This window comes from Litchfieldella rifensis, from assembly GCF_042646605.1.
Taxonomy (GTDB): Bacteria; Pseudomonadota; Gammaproteobacteria; order Pseudomonadales; family Halomonadaceae; genus Litchfieldella; species Litchfieldella rifensis.
The window spans coordinates 146,968-160,939 of sequence record NZ_JBHRUG010000048.1 but is presented as its reverse complement, the minus strand read 5'-3'; the positions used below and the strand labels follow the sequence as shown (position 1 = coordinate 160,939).

Genomic DNA, 13,972 nt, shown 5'->3' with positions numbered 1-13,972 from the left:
ATGGAAGGCCTGTTCCTTGATTCCCGACGTTTGCTCGACGGGCCGTGGAATGCGTTCGAGCGCGACATCGCCCGACTGCTGGTCCAAAACGGATTTGAGGATGTCCGCATCGTCGGCGGCCCCGGCGACAAGGGCGCGGATGTGCTTGGCGTCAAAAAGGGACGGCTGTGGGTCGTGCAGTGCAAATTCACCAGTGGAGGCTATCCCGACCCCCGGGCCGTCGATGAGGTTATTGAGTCCGGACGGTTTTACGGCGCCGAACGGTATGCGGTGGCAACATCAAGGCCGTGGGGCCCCGCGATGCACGCGGCGGTGGACCGCTGGGCGAAACTGGGGATAAAGGTCGACCGGCTGGACCCACCCTCTCTCGTAACGATGATGCGCCGCAGCCCCGAGTACCCACGGAGCAGGCGCGATCTACGGCGTTACCAGGAATGCTGTGTCGATAAGCTTGTCGGGGCACTACGGGAGACGGGACGGGGGCAACTGGTTCTCGCCACAGGACTCGGGAAAACGGTCGTGATGGCTGAAGCGACGGCGCAGTTACTCCGCGATGGGGTTATAGATACTGGCCGCGTGCTGGTTCTCGCCGACAAGCGGGAGTTGGTCGATCAGCTCCAGCGCGCGTTTTGGCAGCAGTTGCCAAAGACGGTTCCCACGCACCGGCTTGCCGACGGCGAGGAACCCTCGTTTTGGGACGGCATAACCTTCGCAACTGTTCAAAGCGTGGCTAGCCGCCTCGACTCGATACCTGAATTCGGGCTTGTGTGGGTTGATGAGGCTCACCATATCGGCTCGGAAAGCTTTCGGAAGGTCATCGATGTGCTCAGCCCACCGATGCTCGGCGGCGCAACCGCGACCCCCTGGCGAGGCGACAACTACGACATCGATCAACTGCTGGGGGAACCGGTGATTCGCATGGGAATCGACGAGGGGCTGAGACGCGGCTTCCTTTGCGAGGCGGATTACCGGTTGCTTGCCGACAACATCGACTGGGAGTTCGTGCGCAACCAGTCCCGCCACAGCTACTCGATCAAGGAGCTCAACACCCGTCTGCTTATACCGACACGGGATGAAGAGGCCGCGCGCATGATCGCGGATATTTTCCAACGCGAGCAGCGGCAGTCGGTTGTGGTGTTCTGCGCCAGCGTCGCGCACGCCAAGGCTTTTGCGGGCATGCTTCGCCTCTATGGCTTCGAAGCGGACGCCATCACCGGCGACCTGGAAGCTAGGGAGCGTGACAAGAGGATGGCAGCGCTTAGGAAGGGTAGCCTGAACGCGGTGACTACCGTGGACATCTTCAACGAAGGGGTGGATGTCCCCGACGTCGACATGCTCGCGTTCATGCGCGTGACCCACAGCCGTCGAATCTTTGTACAGCAACTCGGCAGGGGACTTCGGATTTCTCCGCACAAGGAGAAGGTTGTGGTCCTGGACTTTGTCAGTGACCTTCGGCGGATCTCGGAGGTGGTGCGGCTTCAGGCTGCCGTAGCAGGCGATGTCGAGCGCCTGCACTTTATGGAGCGGGTCGTGCAATTTCACAACGCCGGCGCCGGTGAGTTCATGCTTGACTGGATGCTGGACCAGGCCGACCTGATGACCCGTGAAGGTGACAGCAAGCTGGACGTGCCACAGTTCAACTTTCCGGAACCCGCAAAACCAGGGTCTGTACAGTGAGTCGAAAGGTTCCTCAAGATATAAGAGATCGGGTCCAGCGTGATCTCTGGGCCAAGGCCGATGAGCTGGGCTGGGCCTCCCTCTCGGATATGGAGCGGGCTGCCTGGTATGAGAATTGGGCGAAAGACCAGTCTATAGGCGGCGTTCTTGGCCATTTCATGGATCCCCGCCGAGTCCGGGTATATATAAAAGATTCGCTATTGAAGCCATATCTTATGGCGCGAATGAAGGAAATGGAGGAGACTGTCCTTCGCACACTTAGCCTCGAGCCTGGACGGGTTCACCGAACTTACGAAAAGCCGCAAGGTCGGCTCTTGTTGGATGGGAAGGTCGTATCGTGGGGAAGCAGCCGAGACTGGAAGGCCATCCTATTCGCAACATTCGAACGCGCGTTCAAGACTTCAGGCGCTGTGCCATATGCGGTAGTTCTGCTGCAAGGCGGACGTCCAATAGCGGACGGAGTGCAGGAAATGATCGAAGTAGCGAGTTCCCGTTTAGGTATAGAGCGTCTACTCTGGCTTGATTGATATTTCTACATATCGCCACAACGCGTCAATGTCAACGCCGGAGCTATAAGTCCTTATAATATCAAAACAAATTGTCTCCGACCCGCATCACCTTTCCTTGTTGGTGACCAAATCTGCAAGAGATCGTGCCATGCTGAGCCGAGAGGACTTTCTCATGATAAAAGCAACCTCGTCAGCGAGACGCTCACCTCATGAACATTGCTCACCAGTTCGGTTGCTGTGAACGCACCGTGCGGCGCCACCTGGCCCGCGGGCGGCGCCGACGGAGCGGCCCGCGCAGCCGCGACCCAGCAAGCTGGATCCCTACAAGCCGATCATCGACCAGTTGCTGTCCGATAATGTCTGGAACGCCGAGGCGATCTTCCAGCTGATACGAGTGCAGAGGTGATCCGAGGCTCGGATGAATTCAGCTCAATCTGAGGCGTGATGGTATTTACCTGACAGTCGGCCACAGAAAGCGGTGTGGCCATAGTGCTCCCCGTGGGTTATAGAACGAGGGCCTGACGCTCGGCTGTAACACCATGAGGAAACGACTATGACACCAAAGAGAAAGTAGCACGACGCAAGCTCAGCCTCCAAGATCTGGGCCAAGGACCTGCAAAACGTCAGCAGAGCCTGTAAGGTGATGGGCTATTCCTGACTGCAGTTTTATGAGATCCGCCGTAACTATCAAACTTTCAGCTCCGAGGGGCTAATCGACAAACTCCTGGGCCTTCCCCCCACCGAGGCCGCAACAGGAAGGGGAAAACCTCATGCCGTGTTCAAGAAAGGGCACCCACTAAAGCAGCGAGTAAGGAACCCAGGGAAATGGCAGAAAAACACTGCATTACTATAGGAGCCCCACGGAGGCATGTGTCAGGTGCATACTATTACTGCCCCGTTAACAATAGGCCTTCATGAGCATGTGAAAGCTGAACCGTCACTGCCGAAAACTTCACATATATGTTTTCTTACTCCACCCCCCTGTCACAGCTCTTTAACGTCGTTAACAAGGGGATGATTGCTTTGCTCTGGAGCACCCAGAATAGACATTACATCTTCTTTTTTTGCACGATTCGGCATCCAAACATCACGCTGCCCAGCAGTATATTTATGCGAAAACTCATGCTTGGCAAGAAGTTTAAGCACATCCGGCACATAAGCCTTTTCCTTGGCCCCAAGCCCCCTAAAAAAAGCACTTTCCTTTCGCCCTTTCCCTGCTTGTATATATAGCTTTCTCAACACTGTTAGAAGAACTTTCAGCCCATCCTGTAAATCAAGCTTCCTTAACCCACTCACTGTTTCTCCGTCATCAACAACCTCTCCAAAGTCAGTATCCTCCCCCAACATACTTTTAACCTGATCCCAGCTCAACCCGCCTGAGCTAACCCTTTCAATATGACAAGCATGAAAAGACGGAGCATTTGAAAAAGGTCCGCTCCCACCTATTTCTAATACTTGAATTAAGCATTGCGAGAAAGTCAGCGACGAGCAATCTAAATCAAGATCAACTTCGACTTCTTTTAAATAGCCATCTTTAATAACAGCGCGAGACATATCTCCAGCTTCACTAACAACCCCTGTTTTTCTGAGCAACATCACACCATAAATATCATTACACAAGCTAGCAGAACCAATTTTATCACTGACGGTCACAAGCGAAGCTAACAGCTTTCCAGAAGAAGAATCCTGCGTTTTTTTCTCTACTATTGACTTGCAGATATCTCCACCGACTGCCATAAGATCACCATCTCTAAAGAGGCAAACCAAGTCTTCATCATAATTATTTTCGATGAATCTAACCACATCCCCAGCTCTTGCCGCATCAACCAAGTCATCATCCACAAACTCCCTAGAATCATCATCATCAGTACTTGTTGATGTAAGCCCCGCCATTCGTAAGAGAAGTTGCTGTGCTGTTTCGTCCGGCACTGTGGGGAGAACCTCTTTCAGGGTATCGACCATTTCTTGTAATGAAAGCGGCCCTCTTCCATCTACTGTACAGCGTGCTCGACTTGCCAATCTCTCAATATATTTTCTAAGGTCTTCTCGACTACCACCTAATTCTTCCAGCTGTTCTCCTTCGCGCTCTGCTATCATGTCCAAGAGATAATCCCACCCCTCTGCAGCGCTAACATCGGAAAGCCCACCCAAGGCCTTATCTAAAATCTTCTTGTGCGCTAAATACCCAACCAACAAAGGTCTAGAAGGAATCCACTCAGGAATGAATTTTGGGTCTATCCCGACCTTCTTTAAATATTGAAAAAGCTGTTCTTCATCAAACTCACTTAAAGTCAAAATATTACACTTTCTACCTCTCAAACCAAGTGAGTCAAGGCATTCGCCTTCGGACCCAAAATAATTTTGCCTGCCACTTATTATAACCCCTGATCTCTGAAGAGGATGTTCTTGTACAAAATTTCTTACAAGCGTCATTGCGTTTTTTCTCACAAGACGCATCCCTTCTACCCCTCCTCTGAATCGGCTCGATGCTATTTCATCAAAGCCATCCAGCAAAACATGAACTTGGCCTGCCCGCCATGCTCGCACCAGCTTATCCCCTTGGCCAAAGCCAATCTGCACAGCATGATCATATATAGCACTAGCTGGATTCGATTGGCCAACATGGTCCCTTAAATTCAAGTGCAAGGGAAATTTCGTGATCCGCCTTGAATCATATCTTCCTTTTAACTCAAAAAAAACTTCTCGCAAAGTCATGCTCTTTCCAGAACCGTACGGCCCTAATAAGAGGCAAGCACCAGCATTTTCAGATGTTATAATATCTGCCAGCTCAGATGTGCTAAAAGATCTACATGTCGCTTGATCTGTTACTTGAAGCGGCACAAATACGTCCCGCTCCATAGGAAAATACTGGTCCTCGCTAACTAAATTTCTTACACTGCCAAATTTATAGTCATTTCGACAACTTAGATAATGAGGAGCATCCACCAGCTTCTGCTCAAAACTCCTAAAGCTCATTATAACTACTGGGCAACGCGCTTTTTTTCGGTATATTTCTCGCAAACCCGCCTGGTCTGCCGTTGGCTCTTTTTCAGTAATAAACCATATCTTATAGTTCTTATCGGGACACTCACGCTGCAGGTTCTTTTTTAGCTCTACACTCTTATCAAGGTCACCTTCTGCTTTTGACTTAGCCGTATTTCTTGTCACCTCAATGATGTGAACTGTCTCTCCATCGTCAAAATAACCATCTCTCTCTCTACCTTCATGAATCTCCCCTGAATAACCTTGATTGTCAGAAAATATTAATCTGGCAACACGCCTTACTTCAGACTCAAAATGCTCTGAAACTTCTCGCCCATTCATCAACCAACTCCCAATTGCAGCTCACTCATAGAGAAGCCATAGACTTACTTTAATTTTCACTATAACCTCAGCCCATAACATACCCTCAACTTCGTGTGCTTTGGGCCAACCTAATTCTTGTGATTCCCATAAGAAAAAACCCATTATCGTCTTCTTTCTTCAATCGGTATTCATAGCTCATGTTGCATTCTTAAGATCGCCAAACGAGAAGTTAACAACTTCGCCTCAAACGGGCAGTAGTTCACGGTTTCTGAGCGGGTCAGCCGCTCCATTCCCACATCGTCGTAGGGAAGATATTGGCGCGGCGGATAGCCGCGTTCGCGGAGTTCGATGTCGCCGATCTTCACCTGCACCCGGCGATGGTGCGGGTGCAAGGTGATACGAGGCTCGGAAGATTCCATTGCCATGGGGACATTCCCTATGCGTACCAACTGTCGTTATGGTTATCTAATGTTCAGCCTAGCACTGCAGGGTGATTTATCCCATGCGCTGGATCAACGGAAGCAAACGAAGCCGCTACCCATCACATGCAAACCCTGGCGGTTTGCGGCAGGTGTCGTTACGGTTGATGCAGGGGTTGCCGCAAGCCTTGCCAACGCCAATGAAGGATGACCGCGATGCCGGAAAGAGCAGCCGGCTGCATCCGGCCGTTCTCTTATACCTGGCATACCTAGTCGGTTATTGCGGTTTGACGGCGTAACAGGGCCGTCGCGCGATATCGTCCTGGTGGAAATCGAACATCGAGACGTAGAACTCGCTCCAGCCTCCCATGCGCGAAGTCGCGGATCAGCTCGACCAGTTTCTCCAGCGGAAACGCCTCCGGAATGTTGGGGTCGATGGCGGAGCAGTTGGCGATGCCGTGGTAGATCGGCTCACAATCCCAGGCCTTCAGCGTAACGAGCGGGTCGCTCTCCTGGGTGTTGAAGGGTAGATCGTCCGGCCAGGGCGCGGCGGCGAAATCATCGGCGGTGGGCTGACCGGACAGGCGCCCGTCCGCCGAGGCGCCCATCCCCATGCCGAGCCCGACGTTGTCCCCGAAGGTACCGACGCCGGGCGTGACGGTAAAGGTGAAGGGGCGCTCCGTGCTGCCGTAGCGCTGCTTGAGCTGTTCATAGGCCTGCGCGATATCTGGGATCGGGTTCTTGAAGTTATCGTGGATGATGTTGACGCAGCGCCCCACCAGTTGCTGGGCGAACGCGTTCAGCTTCTCATCGTCGTTGGCGCCGAACTTGGGCACCTCGAGGGCATACTGGCGCAACTGCTGGTAGTGTCGACGCCGGAGCTATAAGTCCGTAAAGGAGGTGCGGACAACCTTATTGGCGTTGACAGAGATGGAGTGCCTGGCCAAGGATCGGGATGAGCTACTGGCGTTCTACGACTCCCCCGCAGAACACTGGGTGCACATCCGCTCCACCAACCCGATCGAGTCGACCTTCGCCACGGTCCGCCTGAGGACCAAGCGCAGTCGGAACTGCGGCTCCCGAGACACAACCCTGGCGGTGGTCTTCAAACTGCTCCAGACCGCCCAGAAACGCTGGAGACGGATCAAGCACTTCCAGAAGCTGGAGCTGGTCGCTAGCAACATCAAGTTCCAGGACGGGGAGCAGGTAGCCGATCAATCAGACAGGAATGTGGTCTGACCGTCATCCACCAGATTTGACAATAACTCCGCTCCCAGACAGATGACTCAGCCACTCTTTGATCACCATGGTCAGCTTCCGATAAAACACTTGGAACTCGGCTTCACCACCACTACCTCATGTCAAGGTGCCCCGGCCTGAAGGCCGGGGCTACTCAGTTCTCGCACAGGGAGTGAACGGAGGTAACCATTAATCCCAGGCGAGACAACTGCATTAATATATCATTATATACTTTCTATCAACAGTGAGACTGTTCTCCGTTACGAAGCAGCACATATTCACCCTCAATGACATAACCAATTCTACCGTCTGACAGGCGAACTTTGTATATCAGGTAGTGCTTCACATCAATACATTTCACTACTTTCACTCGCTGCTGCGCCTGTAGCTCCGCAATAATTCCTTTAGGTGGCGACGACATTGCATCTTCTGATGTTTCATAAATTGGCACAATCCCGTTGGCGACCAAGAACAACTCCCTCTCGTGAAAACACGCACCTAAGGAAAAAATCGCCATAACAATTAGCCCCACTCTTATCATCTTCATCAGCGTGCCCATGGAGCATCTGCCCCAAATTCACGCTGAGGCCCTGGATAAAACGTTGAGCCTCCATAAAATGGTGATTCCAACAAGTCATTACCAATACTAACTGGGAAGAAAGAATTAGAAATAGACTCCCCCAGAACCTCCTCCAAACATCTTTTGTGTGGGTCACCACAATTATTCTTAAAAGAGCTATAACTTCCTTGTCCTCGTGCATAGCACTGTTCAAGCTGGTACTCCTGATCTGGTGTCAAATTAATTACGACCCCAGTTCCAGAACGAAATGTAGACTGCCCATTAGCGTAATCTTTGGCATCATCTTTGAAGGGGCGGAGGGTAACGGCATCGGAACAGGCAAAACGATCTATCCCCACATCGTCACGAGAAATAGTCGCGACGATGTGCGAGCGAAGCGTGATACGCGCTTCAGAGACATCCGTGGCCATGGGCAATCCCTTGCGTACGTGTGTTTTTTTATATAGTGCGTTAAATCAAGTTAGCACTTTTTACTGAGCTGTCTAGGCGCTTGGCCAAAGAAAAGCAGTGAGAACTCTCACCCTGGAAAGCTTACCCATCACATGCACACCCCGGCGACTTGCGGCAGGTGTGATTGCGGTTGATGCAGGAGTTGCCAACGCCAATGAAGGCTGACCGCGATTCCGGAAAGAGCGGCCGGCAGCATCCGACCGCTCTCCTACACCATGTCGGTTACTGTGCTGTGACGGCGTAATAGGGCCGCCGCGCGATATAGTCCTGGTGGAAGTCGAACATCGAGGCGTAGAACTCGCTCCAGCCTCCCCTGTGCGAAGTCGCGGACCAGCTCGACCAGTTTCTCCAGCGGAAACGCCTCCGGGATGTTGAGGTCAATGGGGGAGCAGTTGGCGATGCCGTGGTAGATCGGCTCACAATCCCAGGCCTTCAAGGTAACGAACGGGTCGCTCTCCTGGGGGTTGAAGGGCAGATCGTCCGGATCGATCGACAGCAGGTTGGCCCGGGCGCTGTATTCGGGGCTGACCAGGATGCGGGACAACGTATCACCGACTCACTGAGCAGGGGATCATCCATGCGTCATGTTCCCTATGCTGTTATCGCCAAAGCTTCTTACTGGGTTACGACCTGCATGCAACGGATCAGATTGACCACCCGACCGGCGTGTACTGACCACTGGACCGATCTCGGCTGACCGATCACCGATCCAGTGCTCAGCACTTTCGCGTGAATTAGGAGTTGTGCAACAGCGGGCCCCTGAAAATCACCTCACCGAGTAGCCTCCGTCGACAACCAAATTGTGGCCGGTGACATAGCTTGAGGCATCACTGGCCAAGAAGATGGCTGGATTGGCAAACTCCTCTACACGCCCTCGACGCTCTAACGGCGTGGTGGCTCGAATATCATCATCTAGATCACCGTCACCTGCGGCGACGTCAGCCCCGTCCTCGGGAACGTGTTCCGTCCAGCCCGGATTGATCGTATTGACTCTAATACCGTCCTTCCCCCACTCAACGGCAAGATTACGAGCCATCATATCGACACCACCTTTTGCTGTAGCCACACCGATCAGGCCGGTATAGCCGACAGAACTGGAATTGGCAGAGATCATGATGATCGATCCACGTCCCTGTTTGGCCATTGGCTTATAAGCTGCCTGGCTCAAATAAAAACAACCCGACATTTCGGTGTCGATGACGCGGCGCCAGTCCGAAGGCGTCATATCTGCCGCAGGCCCCTGGATATTGGTGGCTGCATTACACACCAGAATATCCAGCTGCCCAAACTCTTCCTCTGCTTTCGCCACCAGTGCGGTACAGGACGCAGGATCCGAGATATCAACGGACGCACGTAAAGCTGTTCCCCCTGAATTTTCAATTGCCGTAGCGGTATCAGATAGATGTTCAGGATTCCTGGAGCCCAGAAGGACCTTAGCTCCAGCAGAAGCCAGTCCAAGAGCGATCGCTTTACCAAGCCCGCGACCTGCGCCAGTGACGATAGCGACCTTTCCGTCCAAGCTGAATGCCTTAAGTGACATATTCTTCTCCTCGTTAGGTGGGTTGCTCAATCCACGAGGAAATGCTAAACCCTGACAGCACTGTTAAGGTCAACACGTCAATCAAGAGTGGGAAGTTATGAGGATTGGAGAACTGTCACGCCATCTGGGTATTAGCGAACGTATGCTGCGTTACTACGAGCAAGAAGGCCTCCTGGCACCCGCTAGAACAGCGTCGGGCTATCGCGACTACGATGAAAACGCGGCCTTGGTGGCCAAGCGTATTGGCATGCTCAGCGCTGCTGGTCTGAAGCTGGAATCCATTCGTACCCTACTGCCGTGCATATTGGATGATCAGCCGATCTTTGATCCTTGCCTGGAAGTTAGGGAAGCACTTCACAAGGAAGTTGAGAACCTGGATCGAAAACTACGCGATTTGAAGGAAAGCCGAAAAATAATATCGGGATACCTTAGGAGCCTGGATCAGCGCCCTCCAGCGGCCGGAGTCGCATAGCTCGGACCATCTCCAGGTTAAGATCATTGACCGGTCAGCCAAGAGCGGTCCGGTGGTCAGTTGAAATCGGCTCGCCGAGCGTATGCCCGGGCGCCGGCTCCACGATTGGCAGGGATGGTCACCCGTTCGCAATGGAAGCGTATACGGAGACTTGAGGGCCTGCCGAGGAACCATCCCAGCATGGAAACCCCAGCGGGATATTCCACTCTGAGTAGGTGGCGTGCGCCCGACAGACCGAGCGCGCGCACTTCTGGATCACACACCGTCAGACGGAAAGGAGAGCCCCATGCGCAACAGGGAAGCCTACGAGCAGAAGCTGCAGGCCAAACTGGACGAGTGGCAGGCCGAGGTGGACAAGCTGAAGGCCCGTGCACAGGGTGCCCAGGCCGATGCCCGCATCGAGTACCAGGAAGAGATCGACAGGCTCGAGTCGTACCGCGATGAGGCCCGGCAGAAGCTGGCCGAGCTACGGGAGGCCAGCGATGACGCCTGGGAAGACCTCAAGGATGGCGCCGAGCGCGCCTGGGACTCGGCGAGCGAGGCCTTCAAGTCCGCCCGCTCCCGCTTCAAGTGATCCATCGCCCGGCGGGCCGCATGGGTCTCACAACGGCAGATGCATGGTGGCGCCGCGCAGGCCGCGTGCCCGGCCGATGCACCGGGTGCAGGATGAATATGACGGCACCCTGTGGTTCTTCACCCCTTGCCCTGCTGGAGATCAAGGTGACCATGGGCGAGCACTGGAAGGCCAAGGAGAGCAAGGTGTTCCACACTGTGAGTTTGCCAAGGCCAACATCAAGAAGGACGCCACCCCGAACCTCGGTGAGAACGAGAAGTTCGGTGGCTGACGTCGTATTGACACGCTCCACCGTCTGGGCGCTGGCAGGTCTGCTGATATTCACCGGTACGAGTGGGTCATGGGCCGCTGAGGAAACATCGGATGGTGGCGCCACCAGCCAAGGCGACTGCGAACTAACCGATCGTAAGCGCGAGATGCTGTCGCAAATCAACGAGGTGCGCAGCCAGGCGCGGCAATGCGGCGACCAGCGTTTTGCGGCCGTCGATCCGCTGACTTGGAACTGTACGCTCGAAGCGGCTGCCGAGGCACATTCCCAGGACATGGCCGAGAACGACTATTTTAGCCATACCGGTCCGGATGGCGTGGGGATTCAGCAGCGTGTCAGCAACAGAGGCTACGTGTGGCGAGCGGTGGGCGAGAATATCGCCGCTGGCCATGAATCGGCTGCCGCGGTGATCGAGGGCTGGCTGGAGAGCCCGGGACATTGTCGCAACATCATGAATGGCGCTTTCACCGAGATGGGCATGGCCAAGGCCAAGCCCGACGATTCGGAATCAACCTACCCCTCCTATTGGACACAGGTACTGGCCCAGCCACGCTAGGCTGCCGAGGCGCTCAACACCGAACATGCTTCATTCATTCTGTAGCGTCGATCGCTAGTCATCGATCTTGGTCAGCGCCGAGTCCTTGTGCATGGCGATGTGATCGGTTTTATCGCTCTTGATCTCATACTGCGGCTCGTCCTCGCTGGCATGGCGCTTGTGTCCCTTGTACTCCGTGTCCTGGGTATGAACGCGGATGATCTTTCCGCTTACCTGCCCTGCCTCGGAGTTCCAGCTGACGTGATCTCCCACCTTGAAACGTTTGGCCATGGCTCACCTCGAATCAGGGGATCGGTTCCAACGTGCTTGCAGGATAGCCAGGCATTCGCCATGTTGCTTAAGCCGACGCAAAGCATCGGCACGGCCAACCTGAAGGAGACATCGCATGGATCGATTCACGGGTGGTTGTCTTTGCGGCAATGTACGACTCGTGGCGACAGGACGCCCCTATCGGGTCGGCCTGTGCCACTGTCTCGACTGCCGCAAGCATCATGGCGCGCTGTTTTTCGCGGCCGCCATGTTCCCTGAGGATGCGGTGACGATTGAAGGCGAAACGCGCGACTACGCCGGGCGGTTTTTCTGCCCCCGCTGCGGGTCGTCCGTCTTTTCGCGCTCCGACGACGAAATCGAAGTGCACCTGGGCTCCCTGGATGCTCCTGACCAACTGATGCCGACCTACGAGAGCTGGGTTGTCCGTCGCGAGTCCTGGCTACCGTCGTTTCCGAGCATGAAGCGCTATGAGCGCGATCGTGACACCACGGGTCGCGAGGAGTAGATAACACGAACGGTAGGAAGGCTTGCCCTGCGCTCTCGAACGGGTTTCTTAGAATTCTCCCGCGGCCAGTCCTATCGACCAGATCATCAGACTGGCGCCGTGGATGCCGGCGGCGGGGAACTGGATGGTGGCGATCGGCAGGGTCGCGACCATGGAAACCCCAACGGGATATTCCACTCTGAGTAGGTAGCGTGCGCCCGACAGACCGAGCGCGCGCACTTCTGGATCACACACCGTCAGACGGAAAGGAGAGCCCCATGAGCAACAGGGAAGCCTACGAGCAGAAGCTGCAGGCCAAACTGGACGAGTGGCAGGCCGAGATGGACAAGCTGAAGGCCCGTGCACAGGGTGCCCAGGCCGATGCCCGCATCGAGTACCAGGAAGAGATCGACAGGCTCGAGTCGCACCGCGATGAGGCCCGGCAGAAGCTGGCCGAGCTACGGGAGGCCAGCGATGACGCCTGGGAGGACCTCAAGGATGGCGCCGAGCGCGCCTGGGACTCGGCAAGCGAGGCCTTCAAGTCCGCCCGCTCCCGCTTCAAGTGATCCATCGCCCGGCGCCCAGGGCATAGGCGACGATCTCTAACATGGGGGAGCCTCGATCAGTTGGTCACGCTGCGCTGGTATTGGTACGGCGTCATGCCATAGATGCGCTTGAAGCGGCGATTGAAATGGCTGAGATCGACCGGGACATCGGTAAAGACGACCAGCACCCCGGCAAGCCGGGGTGCGGTAGGAGGAGAAAGGCAAGCGCAGGGGTGGGACGGGTTTAACTGGGTAGGAACTCCTTGCCCCAGCCCAGGCCGGCGACACCGCGTTCGATCATCGAGTCGATTTCCGGCTCGCTGTATCCGACCTGGCTCAGTATCCGGTGCGTCGAGTGCCCGAAGCGCTCCGTCGGGCTGACCGCCTTGATGGTGGCTTCCCGGGGGCGGATCGCATAGTGGTCGATCTGGGTAATGCAGTGGCCGCTTCATGCAGCATTTCGATCCAATAGGCCGAGGGGCCCTTTGCAAAGGCCGCGCGCAGGAATTCCGCGCCCTGGGTGATACGAAAATCGGCCGAGCGGATGGGCGCCACTTTCGCCGGCGGATGCCGATGGCCTTGCCCCCTATCGGCGTCGGTGTCATCGTCATCCGGTCACTATTGGCTGCCAGACCACAAGGAGCAATATCGTGTTCATCGCCATGAATCGTTTTCGGGTCAACCCCGAGAGAGTGGAGGAGTTCGAGCAAATCTGGCTGGAGCGAGAAACCCACCTGCAGGGACTGCCCGGCTTCGTCGAGTTTCATATGCTGCGTGGGCCCGAGAAGGAGGACCACGTGCTCTACGCCTCGCACACCATCTGGCGCTCGCGCGAGGACTTCGAGGCCTGGACGCACTCCGAGGCATTCCGCAAGGCGCACGCCAACGCCGGCCAGAGCAAGCGCGAGGGGCTCTACTTGGGCCCACCAAACTTCGAAGGGTTCGAGGTCATCCAGACGGTCGGCAACGCGAGCGAAGGATGAGCGCGGCGCAGCGCACGCAGGCGCCGCTGACGGAACTGGGCGGCCACGACGTGCTCTTCGCCATCGCCGCCGACATGGTGGACATGGAGAGCTATGCCTG

The 13,972-nt window shown here is 55.3% G+C and carries 16 protein-coding genes and 3 pseudogenes; 10 read left to right on the top strand and 9 right to left on the bottom strand.

From position 1 onward, the window contains the following. Window positions 1–1,677, top strand: coding sequence for a DEAD/DEAH box helicase family protein (locus ACFOEV_RS20510; RefSeq protein ID WP_386776752.1), 1,677 nt, complete (start codon window positions 1–3; stop codon window positions 1,675–1,677). Window positions 1,678–2,786: 1,109 nt separating this feature from the next. Further along, window positions 2,787–2,916, top strand: a pseudogene (locus ACFOEV_RS20505) (IS481 family transposase); the annotation flags it as partial. A 254-nt stretch (window positions 2,917–3,170) separates the two neighbouring features. On the opposite strand, the gene ACFOEV_RS20500 reads toward ACFOEV_RS20505, so the two are convergent. The 3 genes from ACFOEV_RS20500 to ACFOEV_RS20490 all read right to left on the bottom strand — a co-directional run bounded on the left by ACFOEV_RS20500 (window position 3,171) and on the right by ACFOEV_RS20490 (window position 6,768). Next, on the bottom strand, window positions 3,171–5,510 hold the full coding sequence (locus tag ACFOEV_RS20500; protein WP_386776751.1) for an NACHT domain-containing protein: 2,340 nt from the start codon (window positions 5,508–5,510) through the stop codon (window positions 3,171–3,173). A 170-nt stretch (window positions 5,511–5,680) separates the two neighbouring features. After that, a complete protein-coding gene (locus tag ACFOEV_RS20495; protein ID WP_386776750.1) occupies window positions 5,681–5,917 on the bottom strand; it encodes a DUF427 domain-containing protein in 237 nt (78 codons plus the stop codon). Window positions 5,918–6,180: 263 nt separating this feature from the next. Beyond that, window positions 6,181–6,768: a hypothetical protein gene (locus ACFOEV_RS20490; RefSeq protein ID WP_386776749.1), complete on the bottom strand. Its 588-nt coding sequence runs from the start codon at window positions 6,766–6,768 to the stop codon at window positions 6,181–6,183. 73 nt (window positions 6,769–6,841) lie between these two features. Between ACFOEV_RS20490 and ACFOEV_RS20485 the strand changes: the two are divergent. After that, window positions 6,842–7,150: pseudogene (locus ACFOEV_RS20485) on the top strand (transposase); the annotation flags it as partial. A gap of 238 nt (window positions 7,151–7,388) precedes the next feature. On the opposite strand, the gene ACFOEV_RS20480 reads toward ACFOEV_RS20485, so the two are convergent. From ACFOEV_RS20480 to ACFOEV_RS20465, 4 genes are all read right to left on the bottom strand, one after another. After that, complete coding sequence (locus ACFOEV_RS20480) at window positions 7,389–7,709, bottom strand: hypothetical protein (protein ID WP_386776748.1); 321 nt, start codon at window positions 7,707–7,709, stop codon at window positions 7,389–7,391. After that, complete coding sequence (locus ACFOEV_RS20475; RefSeq protein ID WP_386776747.1) at window positions 7,697–8,140, bottom strand: hypothetical protein; 444 nt, start codon at window positions 8,138–8,140, stop codon at window positions 7,697–7,699. Before ACFOEV_RS20475 ends, ACFOEV_RS20480 begins: the two co-directional genes overlap by 13 nt. 248 nt (window positions 8,141–8,388) lie before the next feature. After that, the gene (locus ACFOEV_RS20470; protein WP_386776746.1) at window positions 8,389–8,724 is read right to left on the bottom strand and encodes a hypothetical protein; all 336 of its coding nucleotides are present in this window, start codon (window positions 8,722–8,724) and stop codon (window positions 8,389–8,391) included. A gap of 222 nt (window positions 8,725–8,946) precedes the next feature. Further along, a complete protein-coding gene (locus ACFOEV_RS20465) occupies window positions 8,947–9,720 on the bottom strand; it encodes an SDR family NAD(P)-dependent oxidoreductase (RefSeq protein ID WP_386776745.1) in 774 nt (257 codons plus the stop codon). 97 nt (window positions 9,721–9,817) lie between these two features. Here ACFOEV_RS20465 and ACFOEV_RS20460 point away from each other — a divergent pair, with 97 nt between their 5' ends. From ACFOEV_RS20460 to ACFOEV_RS20445, 4 genes are all read left to right on the top strand, one after another. Beyond that, complete coding sequence (locus ACFOEV_RS20460) at window positions 9,818–10,192, top strand: MerR family transcriptional regulator (protein ID WP_386776744.1); 375 nt, start codon at window positions 9,818–9,820, stop codon at window positions 10,190–10,192. A 286-nt stretch (window positions 10,193–10,478) separates the two neighbouring features. Continuing rightward, the gene (locus ACFOEV_RS20455; RefSeq protein ID WP_386776743.1) at window positions 10,479–10,766 is read left to right on the top strand and encodes a coiled coil domain-containing protein; all 288 of its coding nucleotides are present in this window, start codon (window positions 10,479–10,481) and stop codon (window positions 10,764–10,766) included. A gap of 43 nt (window positions 10,767–10,809) precedes the next feature. After that, window positions 10,810–11,037: a hypothetical protein gene (locus tag ACFOEV_RS20450; RefSeq protein ID WP_386776742.1), complete on the top strand. Its 228-nt coding sequence runs from the start codon at window positions 10,810–10,812 to the stop codon at window positions 11,035–11,037. Continuing rightward, window positions 11,030–11,590, top strand: a complete 561-nt coding sequence (locus tag ACFOEV_RS20445; protein ID WP_386776741.1) for a CAP domain-containing protein — start codon at window positions 11,030–11,032, stop codon at window positions 11,588–11,590. The genes ACFOEV_RS20450 and ACFOEV_RS20445 overlap by 8 nt, the downstream gene beginning before the upstream one ends. 54 nt (window positions 11,591–11,644) lie before the next feature. Here ACFOEV_RS20445 and ACFOEV_RS20440 read toward each other — a convergent pair whose 3' ends face one another. Then, window positions 11,645–11,860, bottom strand: a complete 216-nt coding sequence (locus ACFOEV_RS20440) for a hypervirulence associated TUDOR domain-containing protein (protein WP_386776740.1) — start codon at window positions 11,858–11,860, stop codon at window positions 11,645–11,647. 115 nt (window positions 11,861–11,975) lie between these two features. Here ACFOEV_RS20440 and ACFOEV_RS20435 point away from each other — a divergent pair, with 115 nt between their 5' ends. Then, window positions 11,976–12,365, top strand: coding sequence for a GFA family protein (locus ACFOEV_RS20435; protein ID WP_386776739.1), 390 nt, complete (start codon window positions 11,976–11,978; stop codon window positions 12,363–12,365). A 257-nt stretch (window positions 12,366–12,622) separates the two neighbouring features. After that, window positions 12,623–12,910 carry a coiled coil domain-containing protein gene (locus tag ACFOEV_RS20430; protein WP_386776738.1) on the top strand — a complete coding sequence of 96 codons (288 nt, stop codon included), beginning with the start codon at window positions 12,623–12,625 and terminating at the stop codon, window positions 12,908–12,910. A 56-nt stretch (window positions 12,911–12,966) separates the two neighbouring features. On the opposite strand, the pseudogene ACFOEV_RS20425 reads toward ACFOEV_RS20430, so the two are convergent. Continuing rightward, window positions 12,967–13,047 (bottom strand): annotated as a pseudogene (locus tag ACFOEV_RS20425) (AraC family transcriptional regulator); the annotation flags it as partial. Window positions 13,048–13,539: 492 nt separating this feature from the next. Here ACFOEV_RS20425 and ACFOEV_RS20420 point away from each other — a divergent pair. Further along, window positions 13,540–13,872 (top strand): antibiotic biosynthesis monooxygenase family protein, encoded by a 333-nt coding sequence (locus tag ACFOEV_RS20420; RefSeq protein ID WP_386776737.1) that lies wholly within the window; start codon window positions 13,540–13,542, stop codon window positions 13,870–13,872. Window positions 13,873–13,972: the final 100 nt, after the last annotated feature.

What these genes read in the sequence shown, in the direction of transcription:
- ACFOEV_RS20455 (WP_386776743.1), top strand. Translation starts at nt 10,479, where the DNA reads ATGCGCAACAGGGAAGCCTACGAGCAGAAGCTGCAGGCCAAACTGGAC.
- ACFOEV_RS20495 (WP_386776750.1), bottom strand. Translation starts at nt 5,917, where the DNA reads ATGGCAATGGAATCTTCCGAGCCTCGTATCACCTTGCACCCGCACCAT.
- ACFOEV_RS20460 (WP_386776744.1), top strand. Translation starts at nt 9,818, where the DNA reads ATGAGGATTGGAGAACTGTCACGCCATCTGGGTATTAGCGAACGTATG.
- ACFOEV_RS20480 (WP_386776748.1), bottom strand. Translation starts at nt 7,709, where the DNA reads ATGGGCACGCTGATGAAGATGATAAGAGTGGGGCTAATTGTTATGGCG.
- ACFOEV_RS20435 (WP_386776739.1), top strand. Translation starts at nt 11,976, where the DNA reads ATGGATCGATTCACGGGTGGTTGTCTTTGCGGCAATGTACGACTCGTG.
- ACFOEV_RS20430 (WP_386776738.1), top strand. Translation starts at nt 12,623, where the DNA reads ATGAGCAACAGGGAAGCCTACGAGCAGAAGCTGCAGGCCAAACTGGAC.
- ACFOEV_RS20450 (WP_386776742.1), top strand. Translation starts at nt 10,810, where the DNA reads ATGGTGGCGCCGCGCAGGCCGCGTGCCCGGCCGATGCACCGGGTGCAG.
- ACFOEV_RS20510 (WP_386776752.1), top strand. Translation starts at nt 1, where the DNA reads ATGGAAGGCCTGTTCCTTGATTCCCGACGTTTGCTCGACGGGCCGTGG.
- ACFOEV_RS20440 (WP_386776740.1), bottom strand. Translation starts at nt 11,860, where the DNA reads ATGGCCAAACGTTTCAAGGTGGGAGATCACGTCAGCTGGAACTCCGAG.
- ACFOEV_RS20475 (WP_386776747.1), bottom strand. Translation starts at nt 8,140, where the DNA reads ATGGCCACGGATGTCTCTGAAGCGCGTATCACGCTTCGCTCGCACATC.
- ACFOEV_RS20465 (WP_386776745.1), bottom strand. Translation starts at nt 9,720, where the DNA reads ATGTCACTTAAGGCATTCAGCTTGGACGGAAAGGTCGCTATCGTCACT.
- ACFOEV_RS20500 (WP_386776751.1), bottom strand. Translation starts at nt 5,510, where the DNA reads ATGAATGGGCGAGAAGTTTCAGAGCATTTTGAGTCTGAAGTAAGGCGT.